Source organism: Pseudomonas sp. Leaf434 (assembly GCF_001425545.1).
In the GTDB taxonomy this organism is placed as follows: Bacteria; Pseudomonadota; Gammaproteobacteria; order Pseudomonadales; family Pseudomonadaceae; genus Aquipseudomonas; species Aquipseudomonas siliginis.
On the sequence record NZ_LMQZ01000007.1, the window covers coordinates 18,777 to 34,747 of the forward strand.

The following is a 15,971-nucleotide window of genomic DNA, read 5'->3' on the forward strand; positions in this document are numbered from 1 at the left end:
GTTTTTTATGACTCAATCCAAGCAAAAACTCGCGGTGGCCGTGGCTGCCGCGCTGGCGGTGGGCGTGCTGGTGTACCTGGCGATGCCCGGGCTGTTCGGCCAACGCACCGAGCAAACCACCAATGACGCCTTCGTCTCCGCCGACTACACGCTGGTGGTGCCGCGCGTGGCCGGGTTCATCAAGCAGGTGCTGGTCGAAGATAACCAGCAGGTCAAGGCCGGGCAATTGTTGGCGCTGATCGATGACCGTGATTTGCGCGCAGCGGCGGAAGCGGCGGACGCGCAAACCCTGGTCGCGCGGGCGCAATTGCAGAACGCCAATGCGACCCTTGAGCGGCAGGCGTCGCTGATCGCTCAGGCGCAGGCCACCGTGGTCTCGGCCAAAGCGCAAATGGCTTTTGCGCAGCAGGAACTGAACCGCTACAACCATCTCGCCGGTGTCGGCGCTGGCACCGTGCAGAACGCGCAGCAGGCGCGCACGCGCATCGATCAGGCCTCGGCGCGCCTTGACACTGCGACGGCGAAACTGGCGGCCGAACGCAAACAAGTCGAAATCCTCACTGCCCAGCGCAACGCCGCTGAAGGCAATCTGAAACACGCGCAGGCGGCACTGGAAATCGCCAGTTTCAACCTCTCTTACACGCGCATTACCGCGCCGCAGGACGGCATGATCGGCGAGCGCGCGGTGCGTGTCGGTGCCTACGTCACCCCGGGCAGCAAACTGTTGGCGGTGGTGCCGTTGCAGCAGGCTTATGTGGTCGCCAATTTTCAGGAAACCCAGTTGACCGACGTGCAGCCCGGGCAGGATGTGCAAGTCCGAGTGGATAGTCTCGGTGGCGAAACTCTGACCGGCCGCGTCGAGAGCATTGCGCCGGCAACTGGCGTGACCTTTGCGGCGGTGAAACCGGACAACGCGACGGGCAACTTCACCAAGGTTGTGCAGCGGATTCCGGTGAAGATCATGCTGGAACCGGGCCAGCCACTGGCCGAGCGCTTGCGGGTGGGGATGTCGGTCGAGGCGAGTATTGATACCGCCAGCTCGAAGGCGTCCGGGCGCGAGGTGACGCAACGATGATCGGTGTTGAATCGGTTGGCCTCATCGCTGGCAAGCCAGCTCCCACAGGGGTCATTGGCAGGCTGAACCATTTTGCACAACCTGCACAATCCTTGTGGGAGCTGGCTTGCCAGCGATGGGGGCATAGGCAGCAGCTCACCCTGAGTGCCTTGCTTGCAGTCAGCCTCAGCGCTTGTACCGTCGGCCCGGACTTCCAGAAACCCGAAGCCACCCAACCTGCCGACTGGGCCAAACCGGCGCGGTCCGCCCCAAGCCAGGCCGTCAGCGAACCCTTGAACGAACGCTGGTGGGAAACCTTCCAGGACCCGCAGCTGTCCGCGCTCACCCAGCGCGCGCTGAACAGCAACCTCGACCTGCAACTGGCCAGCAGCCGCCTGCAACAAAGCCGCGCCGCGCGCCAGGTGATCACCGCCGAGCGTTATCCGAACAGCACCGCCAGCGGCAGCTACGCACGTAAACGCAACAGTGGCAAAGGCTTGAACGATCCATCGGGAAATAACGGCGATGAGGCTTTCAACCTGTGGGATGGCGGTTTCTCGGCGTCATGGGAACTGGACTTCTGGGGCCGCGTGCGCCGTGAAGCCGAAGCCGCTGATGCCAATCTCGAAGTGGCAGAAAACGACCGTCGTGACGTACTGCTGACCGTGCTCGCCGACACTGCGCAAAACTACATTCAGCTGCGCGGCGTGCAAAACACACGCGCCGTCACCGAGCAGAACCTCGACGTCGCTCGCCACAGCCTGAAACTCTCGCAGCTGCGGCTGGCCGATGGCGTGGCGACCGACCTGGACGTCGCCGAAGCCGCCGCGCAAGTCGCCGCCATCGAGGCACAGCTGCCGGCGCTCGAGCAGCGTCAGGCGCAACTGATCAACGCGATCAGTCTGTTGATGGGCGAGCCACCGCAAGCTCTCGCTGAAACGTTATCCACAGACGCGGCAGTACCGCAGTCACCACTGCAGGTCGCCATCGGCCTGCCGTCGCAATTGGCCGAACGCCGCCCCGATATCCGCCAGGCCGAAGCGCGTCTGCACGCCGCCACCGCCAACATCGGCGTGGCCAAGGGCGATTTCTATCCGCGCATCACCCTGTCCGGCAACCTCGGTTCACAGGCCATGCAGCTGAGCGATTTCGGTTCATGGGGCTCGCGTGCCTTTGCCATCGGCCCGCAATTCAGCTTGCCGTTGTTCGACGGCGGACGCCTGCGCGGTATGTTGCAACTGCGTGAAGCCCAACAGCGGGAAGCGGCCATCGCCTACCAGCAAACCGTGCTGCGCGCCTGGCATGAAATCGATGATCAACTGACCGCCTACAACGCCAGCCAGCGCCGTCGCGACAGCCTCGCCGAAGCCGTGCGCCAGAACCAGATCGCCCTGCGCACCGCGCAACAGCAATACGTCGAAGGCGTGGTCGATTTCGTCAACGTCCTCACCGTGCAGAGCGCCTTGCTCGCCACGCAGGAGCAATGGGTGGAAAGCTCGACCGGCGTTTCCCTGGCGATGGTCGGTTTGTACAAGGCGTTGGGCGGCGGATGGCAATCGGTCTATCCGGCAGCGCAACTGGCCGCAGGCTCACCTGACGTCGCCAGACCCTGAACCCGCAGCGCCAGCTATGATCAACTCCATTGCAGCAAACGGCGCAACGCCGGACCTGAATTGCAGAGGAGTTGCATCATGGAAAATCCGCAGCACAGCCTACCGGCCCTGTTCAAACAACTCGGCCTCGATGACGATCCGACCGGCATCGAACAATTCATCGCCAGCCATTCACCGCTCAAACCGGAATTGCATCTGGCTGACGCGTTTTTCTGGACGGAAAGTCAGGCGCAGTTTCTGCGCGAGGAGATTCTCGACGATGCGGATTGGGCGGAGGTGGTGGATCAGTTGAATGTGATGTTGCGCAAGGGGCGGGCTGATTACTTCGGCTGAGGCCAAGTCCGTGCCGTATGCACCAGCGCCATGATCCAGACGGCATCTCTCTCCGTTTGATAGACAAGACGGTAACTGGGATGCGGAATCAGCTCACGCGTACCGGCAATGATGCCGGCACGGCCAATCAACGGATTGTCGGAAAGGCGATGAACCGCTTCGCTGAAGCGCAGATCCATTTCGATGGCCGCTCTTGGGTTGGCGGCCTGCAAGTAGTCCCAAATATCTGCACGATCCTGTGCGGCGGCTGGCGTCCATATGATTTTCATAGGTGATCTTCTGCCTGCCTGCGCTTTGCCGCGAACGCTGCTTCTACGTCTTCGTTGTTCAATCCGTCTCCGGCACGTACGGATTCCCGAGCGATTTCAACCTTGCGTTGCAGGAACGCTTCATATTCGCGGGCCTCTCGCTGGGTTTGAACATACTGACGCATCATGTCTCGCATGATTTGCGACGCCGGCCGGTGTGCCGCTTCGGCTTCCGCCATGAACTCCTCCCGCAGTTCCGGCTCCAGTTTCATTGTGAAAACGGCTTGTTTTGACATGTTGGGCTCCTGAATTTGGTGATGACAACGTATATACCTTGTCAGTATCGAAGGAGATAGCTTTGAGTCAGATAGGGCGACTAACGGAGAGATTTGTTTCAAAACTTGACTGAAATTCCCATCCAGTGCGATATTGATAGTTAGCAAACTAACAGTGTCCGTTATCCCGTGTCCGATTCCCTCGACAGTCTCCAGATGAACATCAGCAGCGCCATGGTGGTGGCCGCCCGGCATTGGCGGAAGATCTGCCAGACCACGCTGGTCAACTATGGAATTTCCGAAGCCTGCGCCGTGCCCTTGTTGATGATCGGGCGTTTGGGCGAGGGCGTGCGTCAGGTGCAAGTCGCCCAGGCTGCGGGGATGGAGAGTCCTTCGCTGGTGCGTTTGCTCGATCAGCTGTGCCACGCCGGTTACGTCTGTCGCACCGAAGATGCCCAGGATCGCCGGGCCAAGTGCCTGAGCCTGACCGATACCGGTCGCGAGCTGGTGCAGGCGGTGGAGGCTGAGCTGGTGCGCTTGCGTCATGAGGTGCTGGAAGGCATCGAGCGCAGTGATCTGGAAGCTACGCTTCGGGTACTCAGGGCTTTTGAGGCGGCGAGTTCGCCTGTGGTGGTCAATTCTTGAAAGGTTTTTTCACTGGCATGCCGCCGGCCCGTGACTGGTTTTACGGGGTCCGTACCTTTGCCGCGTCGATGATTGCGCTGTACATCGCCTTGCTCATGCAAATGCCGCGTCCGTATTGGGCGATGGCCACGGTGTATATCGTCTCCAGCCCGTTTCTCGGCCCGACCAGCTCCAAAGCGCTGTACCGCGCGGCCGGTACATTTCTCGGCGCAGCGGCGGCGGTGCTGTTCGTGCCGATGTTCGTGCAGAGCCCGTATGTGCTCGTGGTGGTGATCGCGTTGTGGACCGGCATTCTGCTGTTCATGTCCCTGCATCTGCGCACCGCCAACAGTTATGCGCTGATGCTGGCCGGTTACACCTTGCCGCTGATTGCCCTGCCGGTGGTCGATAATCCGCTGGCGGTGTGGGACGTGGCCGAGGCGCGTACCGAAGAGATTTTCCTTGGCATCGCCGTCGCTGCGGTGGTCGGTGCGATGTTCTGGCCGCGACGCCTGGCGCCGGTGTTCAATGATGCCGTGAGCAAGTGGTTCGCCGATGCGACGAGCTACAGCCTGAAGTTTCTCAGCCGCGATGTGCAGCCGGAAGAAGTCACCGCGCTGCGCATGGCCATGGTCGCCAATTTCAACAGCCTCGAGTTGATGATCGGCCAGTTGCCCCACGAAGGCGCGCGGCCACAAACCGTGCGTAACACCAAGGAACTGCGCGGCCGGATGATTCACCTGTTGCCAGTGATCGATGCCCTAGAGGATTCGCTGTACGCCCTCGAACGCCGCACCCCGGAACTGGTGGAAAAATTCCAGCCGTTGCTGACCGCGACCCGGGAATGGCTGGGCCACGCGGACGCCAATCTCGAGCGCTGGCAAGCACTGAGAGATCAACTCGACGCGTTGCAACCGAGCGCCGAAGCGCTGGAGGAGCGCAAACAGTTGCTGTTCTCCAATGCGATTTACCGCCTCGGTGAATTCATCGATCTGTGGCAGGACTGCCGCAGCCTGCAGGATGCGATTCTTTGCGAGCGCCAGGACAGCTGGCGCGCGGTGTACCGGCACTGGCGCCTGGGCCGGTTGACGCCGTTCATCGATCGCGGGCTGATGTTGTATTCGGTGGCCTCGACCATCCTGGCGATCATCGTCGCTTCGGTGCTGTGGATTCTGCTCGGCTGGCCGGACGGTGGCAGCGCGGTGATTCTGGCGGCGGTGGCGTGCAGCTTCTTTGCCTCGATGGACGACCCGGCGCCGCAGATTTACCGGTTCTTTTTCTGGACCGGGATGTCGGTGCTGTTCGCCAGTCTTTATCTGTTTCTGATTCTGCCCAACCTGCACGATTTCCCGATGCTCGTGCTGGCGTTTGCCGTGCCGTTCATTTGCATCGGTACGCTGACCGTGCAGCCGCGTTTCTACCTCGGCATGCTGCTGACGCTGGTCAATACCTCGTCGTTCATCAGTATTCAGGGTGCCTACGACGCAGACTTTTTCGCCTTCGCCAACTCCAATCTGGCTGGACCGCTGGGGCTGTTGTTCGCCTTCATCTGGACGCTGGTGGCGCGGCCATTCGGTGCCGAACTGGCGGCCAAGCGTCTGACCCGATTCAGCTGGAAAGACATCGTCAGCATGACCGAACCGGCCAGCCTCGCCGAGCATCGGCAGTTGGGCGTGCAGTTGCTCGATCGGCTGATGCAGCACCTGCCGCGTCTGGCCCTGACCGGTCAGGACACCGGCATCGCCATGCGTGAAGTGCGTGTCGGTCTGAACATGCTCGATCTGCTTGCCTACACCCCGCGCGTCACCGGCGTGCCAAATGCCCTGTTGCGACAAGTGGTGGGGGAGGTCGGCGAGTATTTTCGCGCCTGCCTCAAAGCCGACGAACGCCTGCCGGCACCGAGCGGTCTGCTGATGACCCTCGATCGCACGCGCCGTGCGCTCAACGGCCAGGGTGACGATGAAACCCGTCTGCACCTGTTGCACGCCTTGAGCGGTCTGCGTCTCGCCTTGCTGCCCGGCGTCGAGTTCGTCTCCAGCGCCGAGCCCGAAGAACCGCTGCCCGATGGAGCGCCCCTATGATCGGTGACCTGGATATCAGCGGCATCTTCCTGCCGACCCTGCTGGTGCTGATGGGCATTACTTACGTGCTGTTTTTGTTGGTGCATGGCGTGCTGCAACGCCTGCACTTTTACCGTCTGGTCTGGCACCGGGCATTGTTCAACGTGGCGCTTTACGCCGTGCTGCTGTACGGCGTGGACTCACTCAGTCGATACCTGATGACATGAAAAAACCGTTTCTGACCATCGGTCGCGTGGTTCTGACCCTGCTGATCGTGACTTTTGCCGTTGTCCTCGTCTGGCGCATGGTGATGTATTACATGTTCGCGCCGTGGACCCGCGACGGCCACATTCGTGCCGACATCATCCAGATCGCTCCGGACGTGTCCGGGCTGATCCAGCAGGTCGAGGTAAAGGACAACCAGTTGATCAAGCGCGGTCAGGTGCTGTTCAGCATCGACCAGGATCGCTTCAAACTGGCTCTGCGCCAGGCCAAGGCCGCCGTTGCCGATCGCGAAGAAACCCTCGCCCAGGCGCAGCGTGAAGCCAAGCGTAACCGTGGCCTCGGCAACCTGGTGCCGGCCGAACAACTGGAAGAAAGCCAGTCGCGCGTCGCCCGTGCGCAGTCGGCATTGGCCGAAGCCTTGGTGGCGGTCGACAGTGCGCAGCTCAACCTCGATCGCTCGGTGATCCGCAGCCCGGTCGATGGTTACGTCAACGACCGCGCGCCGCGTCCGCAGGAATTCGTCACCGCCGGGCGCCCGGTGTTATCGGTGGTCGACAGCAATTCATTCCACATCGACGGCTATTTTGAAGAAACCAAACTCGACGGCATTCACGTCGGGCAATCGGTGGATATTCGCGTGATCGGCGACCGCGCGCGGTTGCGCGGGCATGTCGAAAGCATCGTCGCCGGCATCGAAGACCGCGACCGCACCAGCGGCAGCAACCTGCTGCCCAACGTCAACCCGGCGTTCAGTTGGGTGCGCCTGGCGCAGCGGATTCCGGTGCGCATCGCATTCGATGATGTACCGGCCGACTTCCGCATGATTGCCGGGCGTACCGCCACCGTGTCGATCATCGACGACCAGCATGAGGAGCCGCAGCCATGAGCAGGGCCTGGTTGATCGCCGGGTTGGGCGTGATGCTCTCGGCCTGTCAGATGGTCGGCCCGGATTATCAGGTGCCCGCCGACGCGGCGGTGCAGCGCAAGGATATTCAGGGTGAGCTGGCAGTCGCCGGCAAACCGGTGGTCTCGGCGCCGGTGCCGGCGGACTGGTGGCGGCTGTATAAAGACCCGCGCCTCGATCAACTGGTACAGCAGGCCATGGCTTCCAACACCGATTTGCGTGTAGCGGCGGCGAACCTGTCGCGGGCGCGCGCTCAGGTGGATGAAGCCGAGGCCGCTGGCGGGTGGAGCGGCGGGGTGAAAATGGGCGCGCAACGTTTGCAGGAATCCGGTCAGGCGTTCCTGCTGCCGGAAAAAGTCCCGGTGGCCAACATCGCCGATATCGGCATCAGCGCCTCGTATCAGTTCGACCTGTGGGGCACCTTGCAGCGCGGTATCGAAGCGGCCAAAGCCAATGCCGATGCTACTCAGGCCGCAGCCGACACTGCGCGTATCACCTTGGTGGCGGACGTGGTTCGCGCCTATACGCAAGTCTGCGCAGCCAATGAAGAGCGGGAAATCGCCGAGCATTCTCTCGACCTGCAATCGCAAAGCACCACGCTGATCCAGCGTCTGCGCGATGCCGGGCGTGGCGACGAGACCCAGGTCACCCGTTCGCAGACCCAATTCAAATCCCTGCGCGCCGACTTGCCGCGCTATGAAGCAGCGCGTCAGGCCGGGCTGTTCCGTCTGTCGATGCTGCTGGCCAAACCGGTCGAGCAGTTGCCGGCAGGTACCGCCAGTTGCGCCGAGTTGCCGAAGATCGCGCAACTGGTGCCGGTTGGTGACGGCGCTGCGCTGCTCAAGCGCCGCCCGGATATTCGTCAGGCCGAGCGGCGTCTTGCTGCGGCAACCGCCGGCATCGGCATCGCCACCGGTGAGCTGTACCCGGACATCAGCATCGGCGCGACCATCGGCACCGTCGGCATCATTGATGACCTCGGCGACCCGTCGACCAACCGCTGGGGCTTCGGCCCGTCGTTGAGCTGGAAAGTACCGACCAACGGCGCCCGCGCGCGCATCCGTGAAGCCGAGGCCAACACTCAAGGCGCGCTGGCGCATTTCGACGGCGTGGTGCTCAACGCCATCCGCGAGACCCAGACCGGTCTGGCCCAGTACAGCGCGCTGCTGCAACGCCGCGATGCGCTGGCCGAAGCCGAGCAGTCGGCCAAGCTCGCCGCCGAGCAGACGCACCGCTTCTTCCAGGCCGGCCGCGAGTCGTTCCTTGCCGACCTGCAAGCAACCCGCACCTACACCGATGTCACCGCGCAACTGGCCGGCGCCAACACCCAGGTCGCAATGAGCCAGATCGATTTGTTCCTCGCCCTGGGCGGTGGCTGGGAAAGCGGACGAACGAACACCTCGAGCGCCAGCAAACCCTGAGGCCGTTGCTATGCTTTGAAGTGTTGGAGGGGCGCCCCATGCCAAGCGCTCCTGCAATGCACATTGCTCGTGCTGGCCCAGGGGAAACCAATAATGAAAAACCCTTACGCTCTCGGCTTCTGGTGCGCTCTGGTCGCACTGGTGCTGCTCTCGGCCACGTATTTCTACGGGATCATGCTGGCCCACCAGATCGACACGGCAATGGTTTTCCTCGACAGCGCCGTTGCGTTGATCGCGGTGATGGCGATCGTCGTCGTCGCGTGGACCTCGATTCAGCTGCAACGGGTCAAGAAGCGCCAGCTCGAGCGCGGCAAGATGCTCGTGCTGATCTGGGACACCAAAGTCGCCCTGCGCCGGGTTGAAACCGTGTTCGACCGCTACTTCTGGGGCAGTTACTGGCAGCCCGGGCGAACCTTCGCCGAGGTCATGGGCGAGCTCACCGGCACGCCGCTGGAAAAAAGCCTCGAAGGGCTGAAGAAGCAATGCCTGGAACTCGACAAGCAGATCGCCGATGACGGCTGGCACTGGCTGAACAACGCCCGCGAGCTGTCCGACGTCGCCACGGCCATGGCTCGTGAACGCTATCAGCTGGATTTCTGCGATGTGCGGGCGGATACCACCGGCGGAGCGGTGATCGATCGCGACTTTGAAGTGCTGGTGTATACCTGGACCGCGCGGCTGAAGAGCTTTGATCATCAGCTGGATGAAATCGAGGTTCAGTATTCCTGAAATCAAAAGATCGCAGCCTTCGGCAGTTCCTACAGGACAATCGGATTGCAAATGTAGGAGCTGCCGAAGGCTGCGATCTTTTTGCTCTCCCAAGTGTCCATAGACACTCTTTAACCTTTAAACATTGGGCCGTCGCCCGCGCCCGGTGCTAATCTCCATCGCTTAATTGCGCACAGTCGAGCCGCGACCCGATCCCGGGTTCAAGGAAGACGACTTCATCCACAGCCACGGAAACCGATCAGGTCATTCATGAATAAATCAGCAGGCGTGCTTCTCGGAATTGTTGTTGCCATCGGCGCGATCAGCGCAGGCGGGGCCTGGTACACCGGGACCAAGATCGAAGGCGTACTGAACAACGCCGTGACCAACGCCAACAAAGAGTTGCAGACCGCCATGGCCGGCTCCAACGGCACCGCGTCGCTGGAACTGGTATCGCTTGAGCGCCACACCTTCACCAGCACCGCGCACTATCGCCTCAAGGGCGAAGGCGAAATGTTCGGCGATGCCCCGGTCGAGCTACTATTCGTCGACCACATCGAGCACGGCCCGCTGCCGTTCTCGCGTCTGGTTTCGCTGAAGTGGCTGCCGGTCATGGCCACCAGCAACTACGAGCTGGAAAAGAGCCCGTCCACGGAAAAATGGTTCGCCGCTACCAACGGCGCCGCGCCGCTCAAGGGCGTGACCAACATCGGCTACGACGAATCGACCACCAGCACCCTCAGTCTGGTGCCGTTCGAAACCGCGCTGGATGAGCAGTCGAGCCTGAAGTTTTCCGGTCTGAGCATGGACATCGCCGCCAGCGCCCAGGCGCAGAAGGTCAAGGCCGACGGCTACATGGACAACCTGAAACTGGTCACCGTGTCGCAAGACCAGGCGCCGGTGCAGGTCGAGCTCAACGGTCTGACCCTGGCCAGCAACCTCGCCAAGAGCAGCTACGGCTACTACACCGGGGAAAACACCCTGGAAGTGACTAGCAGCAAAACCACCTTCGGTGCCAAGCCGATGGTGCTGGGCGTGAAAAACTTCGAAATGAAGAACCGCACCGAAGAAAGCGGCAGCAACGCCTCGGGGCGTGCCGACTACAAAATCGGCGAAGTGACGCTCAACGACAAGAAAGTCGGTTCGGCGGCCATGGCCATGAGCCTGAAGAACCTCGACATTCCGTCGACCATGTCGCTGATGCAGATCTACCAGACCAAATTGCAGCCATACGAAAAAGCTGCCGCCGAGGCCGCCGCGCAGGGTTTGCCGGCACCGGAGCTGAATCTGACCGAAGCGGAAAACGCCCAGGTCAAAGCCGATCTGCAGAAGTTGCTGGCGGCCGGCCCGCAACTGGCGCTGGAGAACCTGTCGTTCAACACCGCCAACGGTGAAAGCCGCGCCAATCTGGTGATCGACCTGACCAAGCCGCAATCGATGGATCTGCCGCCGGATCAACTCGGCAAGCAACTGATCGCGCTGCTCGACCTGAACATTCAGGTATCCAAGCCGATGCTGGTCGATCTGCTCAGCGTGCAGGCGCAACTCGATGGCCAGACTGACGCCAAAGCCATCGTCGATCAGTCCAAGGAAGCGGCGGACATGTTCGCCGGCATGGCGGTCGGCTCGCAACTGGCTGTCGCCGACGGCACCAACGTGGTGACCAAACTGCATTACGCGGCCAATCAGGTCGAATTCAACGGCCAGAAGATGACCGTCGAGCAGTTCATCGGTTTCCTCATGAGCAAGTTTGCCGGCGTCACCCAAGAGCAATAAACCCAACCGCGCCCCCCCCCCAGACGCCCGGCCCCTGTGTGAACAGGCGCTGGGCGTTTTGCTGTACAGATTTTGTACAGATGGACCGATTCTGAACAAATATTGCGTTGTGAAAATTCGCTCTCGCTTGCGTGCAGACTGCCTCACCAAGCTTGGCCGAAGGCTGTTTTTGTCGGCCACCGTTACGAATGGGCAAGGAGGGCATTGCGACCCGGCTGGCCATGTAAGGATGCTGACAAATGCCGCGTATTGATGGCCCTGTATTACATCGTGGTTTACGCCCTTTGTTCCGATTCGCCCTGTGCAGCCAGTTGCTCTGGCCGCTGCTGGCGTTGGCCGACACACCCTACGACGAGATGGTGCGCGATGCCCGGGCCGGGCATTACACGCCTGCGTTGACCGTGCTGCGTCAGGTGCCGCCGGGCCAGGCAAGCGAAGGCCAGATCAGCGATCATCTGCAAATCGCCAGTTGGGCCGGGCTCGATGCCGAAGTGGTCAAGGTCTATGAAACCCAAGGCCGTGACCGCGTTCTGCCGGTGCAGGCGCTGACTGCCGTTGCGCGTGCCTATCGCAACCTCAAGCGCTGGGATCAGGCCATCCAGGTGTACAACAAGGCGCTGGCGCTGGAGCCGGACAACGCCGACCTGCAACTGGGTCTCGCGCTGACCCAGGCCGATTCCGGCAAACCCGATCAGGCCGTCACCCGCGCCCAGGCGCTGGTCGCCGCCAAACCCGACGATCCGTCACGCCGTCTCGCCTTGGGCTACGCACTCGGTCGAGCCGGCAAACAGTACGACGCACTCTTCGAATACGATCAGGCCTTCATCCGCGCCGGCAACAAGCCGGAAGTTGCCCGCGAGTACGTGGTCGCCCTGCAAAAGGCCCGCCTGCCAGAACCGGCGCTGCGGCTGGCCAGTCAACGTCCCGGCCTGATTGATCCGGTGACCTTGCGCCGCCTGGAAGGCGATCTCGCCGCCGAACGCGTGCGCCTCGCCGAACTGGCCACCCGCAGCGAAAAGGAACGCTACGTCATCGCCGACCGCGCGCTGGCCGATTACGACAAATTGCTCGCAACCTGGACCCCTGACGCCACTGCTCACGATGACGTGACGCGCTGGCGCATCGACCGCATGGGCGCGCTCAAGGCGCGGGCGCGCACCGCCGACGTCATCAGCGAATACCAGAAACTGCAAGCCGAGGGCGTGGAAATTCCGACCTATGCCCTGCGCTGGGTGGCAGCGTCTTATCTCGATCAGCGTGAGCCCGAGACTGCCACCGATCTGTATCGCCAGGTGCTTTCGGCGCCGGACGCCGATGTCGGTGATCGTCTTGAGGACAGCACTGCGCTGTACTACTCGCTGCTGGAAAGCGACCGCGCCGATGAAGCACGCAAGGTCGCCGAAGACGCAGCGAAAGCCCAGCGTCCGCGCGTCGAGCTCAAAGGTCTGCCCATCGGCAACCCCAACGACGAATGGATGGACGCCCAGCAACTCGCCGCCCAGGCCGGCACCTACGGTTCCGATCTTCCGCACGGCGAAGAGCGTTTGCAGACGCTGGTCGATCAGGCGCCGGGCAACCTTGGCTTGCGTCTGGCCCAGGCCGATCTTTACCTCGCCCGCCAGTGGCCGCGCCGCGCGGAAAATCAGCTCAAGGAAACCGAGAGCATGGCGCCCCGCGATGCCGGCCTGGAAGTCGCTCAGGCGCGCACCGCGATGGAGTTGCAGGAGTGGCGGCAGAACGATGCGCTGGTCGACGATGTGGTCGCGCGTTATCCGGACAACCGCCAGGTGCAGCGTCTGGCTCGCGAACGGGAAGTGCATGACATGGCCGAACTGCGCGTCGAAGCCTACGGCGGCAAGGCCAACGGTGGCGGCAGCGGCGATGCCGGTGCGGTCAGCGGCAGCCGTGATTTCGGTATCCAGAGCACCCTTTACAGCCCACCGATCAATGAAGACTGGCGTGTCTTCGCCGGGGCCGGTTATGCCACCGGTGATTTCGCCGAAGGCACCGGCCACCATCGCTTCCAGCGTGTCGGCCTGGAACGGCGCACCCGTGACATGACCCTCGAAGCCGAGGTGTCGAATCACGATTACGGCTTCGGTGACAAACAAGGCGCACGCCTGGCGATAGCCCGCGACATCAACGATCACTGGCAGTACGGCGGCAGCCTCGAATACCTCTCGGCGGAAACGCCGCTGCGCGCGCTCAACAGCGACATCAAGGCCAATGGCGGCAGTGCGTTCCTGCGCTGGCGCGCCAACGAAAGCCGCGAGTGGCGCGTGTCGGTCAGCCCGTCGCACTTCAGTGATGGCAACAACCGCGTCGAAGCCTTGGTGACCGGGCGCGAGGGCATCTACACCGCGCCGAACATCCAGGTCGACGCAGGCCTGGAAGTCGGCACCAGCCACAACTCGAAATCCGACGACGTGCCGTACTTCAACCCGAAGTCGGACTTCAGCGTGATGCCGCTGGTCAACGTCAACCACGTGCTCTACCACCGCTACGAGACTTCCTGGAGCCAGCAATTCCAGGCCGGCGCGGGCACTTACAGTCAGCGCGACCACGGCACCGGCGGCATGGCGTTGCTCGGTTACGGCCAACGGTACGCCTGGAACGACGTGTTCGATGTGGGCGGCATGTTCAGTGTGATCAACCGGCCTTATGACGGTGATCGGGAAACTGATCTGCGACTGCTTGTCGACCTCACTTTCCGCTTCTAGAAGAGTTTGAAGATGCCTTTTATCTCGCGTTTCATCCTTCTGCTGGGAGCGCTGCTGGTCAGCGCCTGCGCCCAGCAAGCCCCCGCCTTCGCGCCGCCCTCCGAGCGCCCGGTCGCGGCCAGTGAACAACCGTGGCCAAAAAACCATGTGCTCGGCATCGCCTATCACGATGTCGAAGACCGTGATCCCGATCAGGCCGTGGTGGCGGTGCGCACCGAGCGCATGATCGAGCAGCTCGCCTGGCTGCGCGAGAACGGCTACAAACCGGTGACCGTCGACCAGATCATGGCGGCACGCAAGGGCGGCCCGGAGCTGCCGGCGAGAGCGGTGTTGCTCAGTTTCGACGACGGTTACGCCAGCTTCTATACCCGCGTGTTGCCAGTGTTGCGCGCCTACAACTGGCACGCCTTGCTGGCGCCGGTCGGCACCTGGATCGACACGCCGCTCAATCAACCGGTGGATTTCGCCGGCACGCCGCGTAACCGTGAGAACTTCCTGACCTGGCAGCAGATCCGCGAAATTTCCAGGTCCGGGTTGGTAGAGATCGCCGCTCACACCGATGCCAACCACAAAGGCATCCTTGGCAACCCGCAGGGCAACCTGCAGCCGGCCGCCGCGACCCGGCGTTATGACCCGGTGACCAAACGCTACGAATCCGAAGCCGATTTCCAGGCGCGCATTCGCACCGACGTGAAAAACATTTCCGAGAAGATCCGCAAGGCCACCGGTTACAAACCACGCGTCTGGGTCTGGCCGTACGGCACCGCCGACGGTACCTCGCTGACCGTGGTCGGTGAGGAGGGCTATGAAATGGCCCTGACGCTGGACGACGGCCTCGACACCCTCGATAACCTGATGAGCGGGCCGCGCTTTCTCGTCGCCTCCGATCCTGACGGCGAGCATTTCGCCAACAGCATCGTCTCGGTGCAGGCCGAAGCGCCGATGCGCGTGGTGCATGTCGACCTCGACAACGTCTACGACCCGGACCCGGCCCAGCAGGACATCAACCTTGGCAAACTGGTGCAGCGCATGGCTGACCTCGGTGCCAGCACGGTGTTCCTGCAAGCCTTCGCCGATCCCAAGGGCGATGGTCTGGTGCATTCGCTGTACTTCCCCAACCGTCACTTGCCGATGCGCGCCGACCTGTTCGACCGCGTCGCCTGGCAACTGCGCACCCGTGCCCACGTGAAGGTCTTTGCGTGGATGCCGGTGCTGAGTTTCGAACTGGATTCGAAGCTGCCGCGCGTGACCCGCTGGGACCCGAAAACCGCCACCACCTCGGTCGATCCGAAACAGTACAAACGCCTGTCACCGTTCAATCCGGAAGTGCGCAAGATCATCGGTGAAATCTATGAAGATGTGGCGCGGCTGACCTCGGTCGACGGCATTCTCTACCACGACGATGCGGTGCTCTCGGATTTCGAAGACGCCAGCCCGGATGCCTTGAAGGCGTACGCCGCTCAAGGTCTGCCGGGTTCGATTGCCGCGCTGCGCGACGATCCGGCGGCGATGCAACGCTGGACGCGTTTCAAGAGCCGCTACCTGATCGACTTCACCAACGAACTGACCGCGAAGGTCCGTGCGATTCGCGGCCCGCAAGTGCTGACCGCACGCAACATCTTCGCCGAGCCGATGCTCAATCCTGAAAGCGAAGCGTGGTTCGCGCAGAACCTCGATGACTTCCTCGCCACCTACGACTGGACGGCGCCGATGGCCATGCCATTGATGGAAAAACAGACACTGGCCGAGTCCGGCCCGTGGCTGGAAGAACTGGTTGCCACGGTGAAGAAACGCCCCGGCGCACTCAACCGCACCGTGTTCGAATTGCAGGCGCGCGACTGGAACCAGAAGGATCAGGCCGATATCGATGCCGTGCATCTGGCGGACTGGATGGGCCGGCTCAAGCGCCAGGGCGCGACCAGTTTCGGTTACTACCCGGACAACTTCCTCGACAACCTGCCAGACCTGAAAACCGTAAGGCCTGCACTCTCCAACAAATGGAATCCATAA

At 62.2% G+C, this 15,971-nt stretch carries 14 protein-coding genes; 12 read left to right on the forward strand and 2 right to left on the reverse strand.

Annotated elements, in window-relative coordinates; translation table 11 throughout:
• Positions 1-7: 7 nt before the first annotated feature.
• From ASG55_RS12245 to ASG55_RS12255, 3 genes are all read left to right on the forward strand, one after another.
• The gene (locus ASG55_RS12245) at positions 8-1,075 is read left to right on the forward strand and encodes an HlyD family secretion protein (RefSeq protein WP_056786948.1); all 1,068 of its coding nucleotides are present in this window, start codon (positions 8-10) and stop codon (positions 1,073-1,075) included.
• A complete protein-coding gene (locus ASG55_RS12250; protein WP_177342719.1) occupies positions 1,072-2,667 on the forward strand; it encodes an efflux transporter outer membrane subunit in 1,596 nt (531 codons plus the stop codon). The genes ASG55_RS12245 and ASG55_RS12250 overlap by 4 nt, the downstream gene beginning before the upstream one ends.
• Before the next feature lie 78 nt (positions 2,668-2,745).
• Complete coding sequence (locus ASG55_RS12255) at positions 2,746-3,000, forward strand: DUF2789 domain-containing protein (protein ID WP_056786950.1); 255 nt, start codon at positions 2,746-2,748, stop codon at positions 2,998-3,000.
• Here ASG55_RS12255 and ASG55_RS12260 read toward each other — a convergent pair.
• Together ASG55_RS12260 and ASG55_RS12265 are read right to left on the reverse strand one after the other, a co-directional pair.
• Positions 2,988-3,269 (reverse strand): type II toxin-antitoxin system RelE/ParE family toxin, encoded by a 282-nt coding sequence (locus tag ASG55_RS12260; protein ID WP_016772268.1) that lies wholly within the window; start codon positions 3,267-3,269, stop codon positions 2,988-2,990. The two genes, ASG55_RS12255 and ASG55_RS12260, sit on opposite strands and share 13 nt — an antisense overlap.
• Positions 3,266-3,544, reverse strand: coding sequence for a hypothetical protein (locus ASG55_RS12265; RefSeq protein WP_016772267.1), 279 nt, complete (start codon positions 3,542-3,544; stop codon positions 3,266-3,268). The genes ASG55_RS12260 and ASG55_RS12265 overlap by 4 nt, the downstream gene beginning before the upstream one ends.
• 195 nt (positions 3,545-3,739) lie before the next feature.
• Between ASG55_RS12265 and ASG55_RS12270 the strand changes: the two genes are divergently transcribed.
• The 9 genes from ASG55_RS12270 (at position 3,740) to pgaB (ending at position 15,971) form a co-directional block, all read left to right on the forward strand.
• A complete protein-coding gene (locus tag ASG55_RS12270; protein WP_016772266.1) occupies positions 3,740-4,168 on the forward strand; it encodes a MarR family winged helix-turn-helix transcriptional regulator in 429 nt (142 codons plus the stop codon).
• Positions 4,165-6,228: an FUSC family protein gene (locus ASG55_RS12275; RefSeq protein ID WP_056786953.1), complete on the forward strand. Its 2,064-nt coding sequence runs from the start codon at positions 4,165-4,167 to the stop codon at positions 6,226-6,228. The genes ASG55_RS12270 and ASG55_RS12275 overlap by 4 nt, the downstream gene beginning before the upstream one ends.
• Entirely contained in the window at positions 6,225-6,434 is a 210-nt protein-coding gene (locus tag ASG55_RS12280) for a DUF1656 domain-containing protein (protein ID WP_016772264.1), read from the forward strand. Before ASG55_RS12275 ends, ASG55_RS12280 begins: the two co-directional genes overlap by 4 nt.
• The gene (locus ASG55_RS12285; RefSeq protein ID WP_056786955.1) at positions 6,431-7,318 is read left to right on the forward strand and encodes an efflux RND transporter periplasmic adaptor subunit; all 888 of its coding nucleotides are present in this window, start codon (positions 6,431-6,433) and stop codon (positions 7,316-7,318) included. Before ASG55_RS12280 ends, ASG55_RS12285 begins: the two co-directional genes overlap by 4 nt.
• Positions 7,315-8,757, forward strand: a complete 1,443-nt coding sequence (locus ASG55_RS12290) for an efflux transporter outer membrane subunit (protein ID WP_056786958.1) — start codon at positions 7,315-7,317, stop codon at positions 8,755-8,757. Before ASG55_RS12285 ends, ASG55_RS12290 begins: the two co-directional genes overlap by 4 nt.
• 93 nt (positions 8,758-8,850) lie before the next feature.
• Positions 8,851-9,486 (forward strand): hypothetical protein, encoded by a 636-nt coding sequence (locus ASG55_RS12295; RefSeq protein WP_056786960.1) that lies wholly within the window; start codon positions 8,851-8,853, stop codon positions 9,484-9,486.
• Positions 9,487-9,735: 249 nt separating this feature from the next.
• Positions 9,736-11,241 (forward strand): YdgA family protein, encoded by a 1,506-nt coding sequence (locus ASG55_RS12300; RefSeq protein WP_056786963.1) that lies wholly within the window; start codon positions 9,736-9,738, stop codon positions 11,239-11,241.
• A gap of 239 nt (positions 11,242-11,480) precedes the next feature.
• A complete protein-coding gene (gene pgaA / locus ASG55_RS12305) occupies positions 11,481-13,961 on the forward strand; it encodes a poly-beta-1,6 N-acetyl-D-glucosamine export porin PgaA (protein ID WP_056786967.1) in 2,481 nt (826 codons plus the stop codon).
• A 12-nt stretch (positions 13,962-13,973) separates the two neighbouring features.
• Positions 13,974-15,971 (forward strand): poly-beta-1,6-N-acetyl-D-glucosamine N-deacetylase PgaB, encoded by a 1,998-nt coding sequence (pgaB, locus tag ASG55_RS12310; RefSeq protein WP_056786970.1) that lies wholly within the window; start codon positions 13,974-13,976, stop codon positions 15,969-15,971.

What these genes read in the sequence shown, in the direction of transcription:
- ASG55_RS12245 (WP_056786948.1), top strand. Translation starts at nt 8, where the DNA reads ATGACTCAATCCAAGCAAAAACTCGCGGTGGCCGTGGCTGCCGCGCTG.
- ASG55_RS12250 (WP_177342719.1), top strand. Translation starts at nt 1,072, where the DNA reads ATGATCGGTGTTGAATCGGTTGGCCTCATCGCTGGCAAGCCAGCTCCC.
- ASG55_RS12255 (WP_056786950.1), top strand. Translation starts at nt 2,746, where the DNA reads ATGGAAAATCCGCAGCACAGCCTACCGGCCCTGTTCAAACAACTCGGC.
- ASG55_RS12260 (WP_016772268.1), bottom strand. Translation starts at nt 3,269, where the DNA reads ATGAAAATCATATGGACGCCAGCCGCCGCACAGGATCGTGCAGATATT.
- ASG55_RS12265 (WP_016772267.1), bottom strand. Translation starts at nt 3,544, where the DNA reads ATGTCAAAACAAGCCGTTTTCACAATGAAACTGGAGCCGGAACTGCGG.
- ASG55_RS12270 (WP_016772266.1), top strand. Translation starts at nt 3,740, where the DNA reads ATGAACATCAGCAGCGCCATGGTGGTGGCCGCCCGGCATTGGCGGAAG.
- ASG55_RS12280 (WP_016772264.1), top strand. Translation starts at nt 6,225, where the DNA reads ATGATCGGTGACCTGGATATCAGCGGCATCTTCCTGCCGACCCTGCTG.
- ASG55_RS12285 (WP_056786955.1), top strand. Translation starts at nt 6,431, where the DNA reads ATGAAAAAACCGTTTCTGACCATCGGTCGCGTGGTTCTGACCCTGCTG.
- ASG55_RS12290 (WP_056786958.1), top strand. Translation starts at nt 7,315, where the DNA reads ATGAGCAGGGCCTGGTTGATCGCCGGGTTGGGCGTGATGCTCTCGGCC.
- ASG55_RS12295 (WP_056786960.1), top strand. Translation starts at nt 8,851, where the DNA reads ATGAAAAACCCTTACGCTCTCGGCTTCTGGTGCGCTCTGGTCGCACTG.
- ASG55_RS12300 (WP_056786963.1), top strand. Translation starts at nt 9,736, where the DNA reads ATGAATAAATCAGCAGGCGTGCTTCTCGGAATTGTTGTTGCCATCGGC.
- pgaA (WP_056786967.1), top strand. Translation starts at nt 11,481, where the DNA reads ATGCCGCGTATTGATGGCCCTGTATTACATCGTGGTTTACGCCCTTTG.
- pgaB (WP_056786970.1), top strand. Translation starts at nt 13,974, where the DNA reads ATGCCTTTTATCTCGCGTTTCATCCTTCTGCTGGGAGCGCTGCTGGTC.